7 protein-coding genes and 1 pseudogene are annotated in these 7,721 nt (G+C 64.3%); 4 read left to right on the top strand and 4 right to left on the bottom strand.

Annotated elements, in window-relative coordinates:
* A partial coding sequence (locus tag VNW74_RS17020) for a hypothetical protein (protein WP_325678848.1) occupies window positions 1-216 on the top strand: 216 nt, incomplete at its 5' end.
* Between the two features lie 50 nt (window positions 217-266).
* Here the strand turns inward: VNW74_RS17020 and VNW74_RS17015 are convergent.
* From VNW74_RS17015 to VNW74_RS17000, 4 genes are read right to left on the bottom strand one after another with little or no spacing between them, the layout of a single operon-like run.
* Window positions 267-1,064, bottom strand: a complete 798-nt coding sequence (locus tag VNW74_RS17015; RefSeq protein WP_325678846.1) for an SDR family oxidoreductase — start codon at window positions 1,062-1,064, stop codon at window positions 267-269.
* 4 nt (window positions 1,065-1,068) lie between these two features.
* A complete protein-coding gene (locus VNW74_RS17010) occupies window positions 1,069-2,145 on the bottom strand; it encodes a phosphotransferase (protein WP_325678844.1) in 1,077 nt (358 codons plus the stop codon).
* A gap of 24 nt (window positions 2,146-2,169) precedes the next feature.
* Window positions 2,170-3,663 carry an acyl-CoA reductase gene (locus VNW74_RS17005; protein WP_325678842.1) on the bottom strand — a complete coding sequence of 498 codons (1,494 nt, stop codon included), beginning with the start codon at window positions 3,661-3,663 and terminating at the stop codon, window positions 2,170-2,172.
* A complete protein-coding gene (locus VNW74_RS17000; RefSeq protein WP_325678840.1) occupies window positions 3,663-5,084 on the bottom strand; it encodes a hypothetical protein in 1,422 nt (473 codons plus the stop codon). The genes VNW74_RS17005 and VNW74_RS17000 overlap by 1 nt, the downstream gene beginning before the upstream one ends.
* A 120-nt stretch (window positions 5,085-5,204) precedes the next feature.
* Between VNW74_RS17000 and VNW74_RS16995 the strand changes: the two genes are divergently transcribed.
* From VNW74_RS16995 to VNW74_RS16985, 3 genes and pseudogenes are all read left to right on the top strand, one after another.
* A complete protein-coding gene (locus VNW74_RS16995; protein ID WP_325678838.1) occupies window positions 5,205-5,885 on the top strand; it encodes a TetR/AcrR family transcriptional regulator in 681 nt (226 codons plus the stop codon).
* 115 nt (window positions 5,886-6,000) lie between these two features.
* A complete protein-coding gene (locus tag VNW74_RS16990; RefSeq protein WP_325678836.1) occupies window positions 6,001-6,891 on the top strand; it encodes a hypothetical protein in 891 nt (296 codons plus the stop codon).
* Window positions 6,892-6,902: 11 nt separating this feature from the next.
* Window positions 6,903-7,721 (top strand): annotated as a pseudogene (locus VNW74_RS16985) (phosphoenolpyruvate carboxykinase); the annotation flags it as partial.

Below are 7,721 nucleotides of genomic sequence, written 5' to 3'. Positions count from 1 at the left end.
ATTGTGTGGTGGGCCTACCTCGGGATGATCACCTTCTGGTTCCTGGCCATCACACTGTTTTTCGGCCCGGAATTCCGCTCGTTCTGGTACCTCGCGATGTGGGCCGTCTGCACCGTCGGGGGCGTTGGTGTGCTGGTCGCGGTCATGCGGTTGCCGAAGACGCTCCCGCAACCGGCGGCCTCACCGCCGACCCGCGGTGCTCCGCTCGTGCGCTGAACGTCAATTGGGGGCGTGTGGGGAGTACGCGCGTCGCGGCTGCATCGCGCTTAGCCCATCATCGTGCGGCAGATCCGAAACCAGATCCGGCGAGGCAGGTGGGCACTGACCCAGGCGAAGGCCGCAGCCTGCGGAAGGGGAACCACCTTTCGCTTGCCGCCGCGCAGGGCGCGCATACCCGCTTTCGCGCAGTCTTCGGCGGTTGCGGTCATGAATGCGGGCTGACGCTCAGCCTGGTGTGGCGCATCGGCCACCGCCGCGAACTCGGTGGCGACGCTGGCCGGAGCGAGCACCGACACAACCACGCCGGCCGGCTTGAGTTCGTAGTGCAAAGATTCGCCCAGCGAGGTGACCGCCGCCTTCGTGGCGGAGTACGGCGCGAAGTATGGCATCGGCTGGTTGCCGGCCATCGAGGAGACCAGAAGCACCGACCCGCGTCCACGGCTGACCATCGGCGGTGTCAGGGCTCGCACGAGCGCCATGGTGCCCTCGACATTGGTGCGCACCATACTGATCAATCGCTCGGGGTCGTGATCGAGATATGGACCGATCATCCCGAACCCGGCACACAGGATCAGTACGTCGAGTTGGTGACCCAACGCGCTCAGTTCCGCCAGCATCCGGTCGCGGTCGGAGGCGTCGGAAAGATCGCAGACCAAGACGTCGACGCCGACACCGTACTTCTCGCGGAGTTCAGCCGCCAGCGCCTCCAGCCGCTCACGGCGACGTGCCACGAGGACGAGATCATGGCCGGCACAGGCGAGTTCGCGCGCCAGCGCCATGCCGATTCCTGACGATGCTCCGGTGACGAACGCCGCCGATCCGGGTTTGGGCGCGGGAATACTCATCGGCTCAGTCCAATACGTTCTCGGCGCCGGTGGCGCGGATGAGATCGGCAGCGCCACGCAGCATCTGCGCCCACATCGCGTCGCCGCGTTCGGTTCGCTCGATGGTCACCGACACCGCCACCGTCAGCAAGAAGGGGTAGAACGCGGCTCGCCCGTAGCCCGCCCAGCAGTCGTCGAACGAGAACCCGGTGACGCCGCGGGCGAGCAACTCCTTGTGGTAGGAGCGGAGCAGGTCAGGCTCGAGCGCCCGGCGCTGTTCGGGGCTCACGCAGCTGCCGAGGAAGGTGGCAACGTCGATCAGCGGGGGACCGAGTCGCGCGCCTTGCCAATCGACGATGCAGACACCGGGAGCGGACGGTTCGACACCGAACATGAGGTTGTCCAGCCGGTAGTCGCCGTGGGTGACCACGAACGGTCGGTGCCATGCCTTGCCGACGTAGCCGGGAGCCTGCGGCCCGAGCCGCTTGACCAGCGCGACATCGTCGGATTCCAGGCGGTCGGCGAAGCGAACGAGGAACGGCTCCAACGCCAACGGCACGGCGTCGAACAACGCTTGCGTGCGTGCGGCATTGGCGATCCATCCCCGGCGCAGAAGCACCGGGTCGTCCCAGGATGGGGCTTGAAGGTTGACCAGCTCGAGCACCGCCGATCGAGCGTGCTCGATCGAACAACCCTCGACCATGTTCCCGACCACCGAACCCGGGGAGAGGTCATCGATCACCAATGTGAATCGGCCGGTATCCGATTCCACCGCGCCCCAGTGCATGTGGGGGACGTGCGCATCGACCCGCGGCGCAACCTCTTGATAGAAGCGCACTTCGGCTTCGTAAACGCCCATCGCCGTGCCTAATTGGCGGCTCCCGGCATCCCCGGAGGGCAGTTTGACGATCAACGACGCAGGGCCACTTGCGGTGTCATACTCGAGTTGCGCTCGTGCAACCAAGCCGAGCTGGCCGGTGCCAATCGGTTTGCTTTGAGCCGACGTCACAGAGACTCCGGCCCCGATGCTGCCTCCCTCACGCAGCGCCTCGGTGAACCACTCCGATGTCAGATCTTCGACGGCGTCCACGATTTCTACCACCGGCTACCTCATTTCGTACTTGCGTTACTGTGAATCCCACAGCGGCATGACCCGATTCGGATCACATTCCTCATCGACGACCCACTTGACCATGCGACGCATGGGTTCGATGGCGTCTTGCGGCAGCGCGATGTTCGGGTCGGCCGCATATCCCAGGGAGACGAGACGTTGCGCGCCATGGAGCGCGAGCGCGTCGCGCAAGCGAGTCTTGAGTTGCTCCGGGTAGATGCCGATCGTCTGCGTGTACGCGTTCACCGCGGCGACGGCGTCGGCCGGATCGTCGATCGGCACCAGGTTGGCGACCCGGCCGCTCAGCGACCGGTGGAACTCCACCGGCTCGTCGAGCTGCGAGCAGATGATCGCCCCCCGGCCGTCGTTTCCGCCGTAGATCCGATACCAATCCGGACTGGCACGCAGTGCCTCGATATGTGCCCGCAGCTCCGGGTCGAAGGTTTTCGCGGGTGTGCTGAGCGACTCGGGCAGCCCCTGCAACTGTTGGTAGACCGCCTCGCCGAGCGCGTTGAGCCGGCCGAGTCCCGTTGTGTCGAGGCCGGAGGCGACGTACACCACGCGGGCATTGACACAACCGAGCTGGTTGAGCGCACCGATATCGGTGGCCAGTCGCAACGCAACGTCGCGGACGGTGTCCTCGGATTCGAATGCTTCCGGTCCGATGATCGTCGCGCTGCGCTTCGGGTCGAGCGAAATCAGCTCAAGGCCCGGCTGGACGTAGCGCAGCACATGCGTGACGGACGCGAAACCGCCCCAGGCGATGATCTTTTCGACATTTCTTGGCTGGTACAGCGTGGATTCGAATTCGGCGTCGCCGCCCTTCCAGTACGCCACCGATACATGCCGGGTTATCGGGTGATCCGGGGCCATGTCGGCCATCGTGCGGGCAACCGCCAGCGCGCTGAGGGGATCGTTGGACGGCGTCTTGATGATGGCGTCGGACCGGGCGACCGCGTTGCGCAGGATCGATAACGCCGCGATGACCGGGCTGTTGCCCGCGATCACGTGCACCGTGCGGGCACCCATGGCGCGGATGCTCGCCACCCGCCCGTCATCCATCCGCCGCTGTACCCAGCCGTCGAGGTACGGCGCGCCGATCGCGTCCGCGAGTTGACGCACCGAGTCGGGGGCGAACAATGCCGGCAGTTGCAGGAATGATGACCGGACCAAGGGGGTGGTCATATCAGACCATCCCGCCGAATATTCCAATGCCTGCTGCAGGTGCTCGTTGTGGTCCAACACGAGATGCCGGCCCAATTCGTCGAGGTAGTCAACGATCTCGTCGAAGCGCAGCCGGTGTACATCGTCTAGTTCCCCGGGGTCGCGCAGCGGGAGTGCGTGCACGATCTCACTGGGGTTTGGCCCGCGGAAGGAAGCCGCACCGCCACGACCGCCGAAGGACACTAAGCCCTTTTCTAAGTCCTCGGGGACCGTCTTGCCGCGGATAAGCGCCGGGATGAGCAACTCCGGGACTGCGGACTGCGCGCCGCCGATCGTCGCGGTCATCATGCAAGCCTCGCGGTGAGGAATTCGAGTGCGGCCCGGTGCGCCTCCTCCGACGCCAGGCAGGTGATCTTGTCGTCACCGTTCTGCTTGTCGCTGTAGCGCTGGATTTGGCGGGCGAGATGGGCCGTCGTGCGGCCACACGCACACTGCTCGAAGCTCGCCGCGACCTCGTCTCCGCTGATGAATCCGCCCCAATAACTGGACGGCAAGAGATCGAATACCGCCGCCCGGCCGATCTGCTCACCTTCCCGCGGAAGTGGCCGGCCGTCTGCGGGATCTAGCACGAATGGGATGATCCACGGCTCGAAGTGGTAGCGGCCGTGTTCGCACATCTTGTTCAGCGCGGTGATCTCCGACATCACGTACATGTGCTGGATGTGGTCGACCCCGGTGAACTCGCGAACCAGGTGTTCCCAGTCGTCCGGGACGACGGCACCCTTGGCGCCGCCCCCGGTGCTGACCAGCGAGTCGGACGCGAACAGCTGAGACAACCCTTTGCTCAAGCCGGCTTGTGCGATCCCGTAGAGGATGTTCCAGGTGGCCAGCACCCAGATCCGTTGGCCGCGCAGCTTGTCGACGATCTCGTCGATGAAAACCGGCATGGTTTCGGCCATTTCGCGCTGCTCACGCTCGAACTGGTCTTTGCGTGCCCGTAATGCCGGGTTGATCTCGAGCTGGTCGACCTCACCCCGGGCGGCGGCCGCGCGCAGCCGCCCGGCCAGGAACATCGAGTCCGAACTCATCCTGCCCGGACGCAGTGTGTGCAGGTGATCCTCCGACCCCAGCAGATGGGGCAGTCCCATCTGCGGTACCCGCATGATCGCGCTGCGTCCGTAACGATAGAGCGGCCAGATCAGGTTGAAGTACTCCCCGTCGTGCCGACCGCCGGTGCCGGTGGGGTCCGAGTACTGGAACAGCCCGCAGCGGATCGCGGAGAACATCTGATCCCACTCGTCTTTGGCGCGCGGCAGAAACGACATCATCCCCGAGGTTCCGGACGTGTGCGCCACCCGCAGGTCGGTCTGGTCGTCCAGGACGTCCAGCCAGGAATCGATACTGTCGCACGCGCTGACATCGACTCCGCTGAGATCATGCGTGGTGAGTCGATCCAGCCATCGGGTCAGTTCGGTGAACCGGTTCTTCACCAACAACGCCAGCGGATATGACTTGTAGACCGAATGCTGGAACAGCAGCGGCACCACGTCGTCGACGGATGTCAGCGCACTGATCCCGGTCTCGTCGGCCATCGTGGTCAGCACGGGAATCGCGTCTCGCAGTTCAGCGAGCCGCATCCGCAGGGCCGCCAACTGCAGCATGCCCAGTTCTTTGGCCGGGAGGTGCTGCATCGCGTACCACGAATGGCCGAAGAACTTCGAAGGTGTCGCCGCGAACGTCTGAACGTCGGTGTCGGAGAAGGTCATCACGCAACCTTGCTCGAATCAGCGAACGTCGACATCATCATCATCGGTCTCCGATGCAGAATCATCGTACAGCGTACGGTAAATGGTGTGCGGAATCACCGTAGGCTGTACGGTGTGACGGTGTCAACATCCTCTTCGGGGGGCGCGCGCGGCCCGCGGCCCAGATTCACTCGCGCAGAGGTGGCTCAACGGGCCTTGCGATTGATCGACGACGGCCAGCCTGATTCGTTCAGCATGCGCCAACTGGCCGACGCGCTGGGCGTCGGCGTGATGACGATCTATGGCTACGTGCAAAACAAGAAGGAGCTCTACGAAGCCGTCTTCGAACTGGCGTTCAGCGAGGTGTCCGCGCCGTCAACCGACGAATGCGAATGGTATGAGCTGGTCCGTGCCACCGTCGGCGAGCTCTACACCCTCTGCCGTCGCCACCCGAATCTGATCAGCATCGCGCTGACCGCCCAGCTCAAACCCGCCCTTTTCAGCCGCCGCGCACGCATTCTCGACGCACTCGAAGCGGCCGGCTTTCCCCAACCGGTCGCGCTTCGTGCCCTCGGCACGCTCGTCAGCTACACGATCGGCTTCGTCGTCTCCGGGAGCTGGGCGCTCCGCGCGGTTCCCGACGATGTCAACGACGACGGGGCCGAGTTGCCCAACTTCGCGCACGCGGACAGCCATTTCGCATATTTCACAGACCTCAGCGACGATGCCTTCAGATATGGACTCGATCTGCTCATCCACGGGCTACAGGCGGATCTCGCCGAGCTCACCTGGCTGGCGGACCAGCCGAGTTCGGCGGTGTAGGCCACGATCACCGGGTTGTGCGGGAGTCGGTCTAGGCCATGATAGATTTTAATCTAGGTAAGAAAAATATCGCGGGCACCGTGGAGATCCTGCAACGAATAGGAGTAACAAGCCCATGACCGTCACCGACCTCGCCGAGACCTGGGGGCCTTTGGCCGAACCCATCCACCCCGACGCTGCGGGACCTGCCGACCCGGTATGGAAAGACAATGCCTACCTGTCATTTTGGGACACCGCCAATGAGGTGTTCGGCAGCTTCCACGTCTCCACGTCGCCCAACGGAACCGGTGCCCGGCGGGCCCGATGCAGTGTCTCGGTCCGGGGCAAAGTCTTGGAGATCATCGAGGACCTGTCACCGGGCAGCTTCGCGAGCCCGTCGATCGACTTTGGGCTCAGCGGCGTGATAACGGTGCGGCATCCACGGTTGCGGGCCGATCTGGTCAACGCCCCAATGTTCGTGGCGGCTGACTACGCTGTGGGTGGGGTGGTCCCCGAGCTGGTACCGGGGAAACCCCTGCAACATTTCCAGCAGGCCTGTGAGATGACCGGCACGCTGGTACTCGACGGCGTCGAGTCGCCGGTGCAGGGGCGCGGGATGCGGGATCGCACTTGGGGTTACCGTGATGAGTCCGCGCAATGGATCGAATACGCGGGGCTGGTGGCGGTCATCGGCGACACCTTCATCACCGTGATGAAGTTCCTGGGTGCGGACGGCACGCTGCGATCGGACGGATTTCTCATCGATGCGGACCGATCACGCACCATCACCGACGTGACGTTTGGGCGCAATGCCGCCGGGCAGTTCCGGCTGGCCCGGCTGCGCGACGCCGAGGGCGGCACCCGGCTGGTCACGTTCTCGTCAAGGCTGGCTGGCTTTTTCGTGCCGATGGGGGCCGACTCCGAGGGGCCATCGTTTGGCACTTATGACGACTTCATGACGCTCGACAGCGAAAATATCGCCGGTGCAGGCTTTTTCGAGCAGGGCATCCTGCACCGAGTGTTCTGATCGGGTGAGCGATGAGTCACCGACGTGTCGTTCAGCAGCAGTTAGACAATCCCGAGATCGATCCGAAGGTGACCTGGACGACGGGCAACGTCGCCGAGGCCTTCCCGGGGGTGTTCTCCACAATGGGCTACACCTTCATCGAAGAGCCGCTGGAGATAGCGTTCCGGAAGATGTTTGTCCGGATGGGAGTTTTCAAGGCCCGCGAGATATATCTCCCCGACCTCGCCGAAGACATGTGCTTTACGGTGTTCGACGGCCGGGCCGCCGCCAACATCGACAAGTTCCGCGACTTCGCCGGCCTGATGCCGGGAACCTCGGCCTCCGCGGTAGAGCAGCAATTGTTCGGTTATGTGCGGCCCGAGACCGTTGACGACAATTCGCGGCGCCGTTACCCGGCGATCGCCGCCAAGGCACCGCTGCTGGTAGCCACCCTGCCCCGGGTCCACGACCGGATGGTCGCCGGCCTGCGCTCCTGGCGGCTCGATGCACTGGGGTGTGTCGAGGGACTGGACCGCGCCGGATGTCTGGAATTGCTCAGTGCTGCGCGGGAGCGGTTCGAAAAGATCATGATCTTGCATCTGGTGGTGGCGTTGGTCAGCTCGGGACTGGCCGAACAGGTCAGCGCGGCACTAGCCGGGCTCGATCTGTCGGATCTGGAAACCGCGGTGCTCTCCGGCGTTGGCGCCGATGAGAATCAGGTGGCCGCCGATCTTTGGGCGCTGGCGCAGGACCGGATTACGTTGGGCGACTTTACCGATCGCCATGGCTATCACGGACGTGACGAGGGTCAGCTTTCCGGCGTGTCATGGCGGGAGGACCCGTCGCCGGTC

It is taken from the genome of Mycobacterium sp. (assembly GCF_035570115.1).
Lineage (GTDB): Bacteria > Actinomycetota > Actinomycetes > Mycobacteriales > Mycobacteriaceae > Mycobacterium.
Note: the sequence above shows the minus strand (reverse complement) of the source record. Positions and strands in the feature narration are given on the sequence as shown.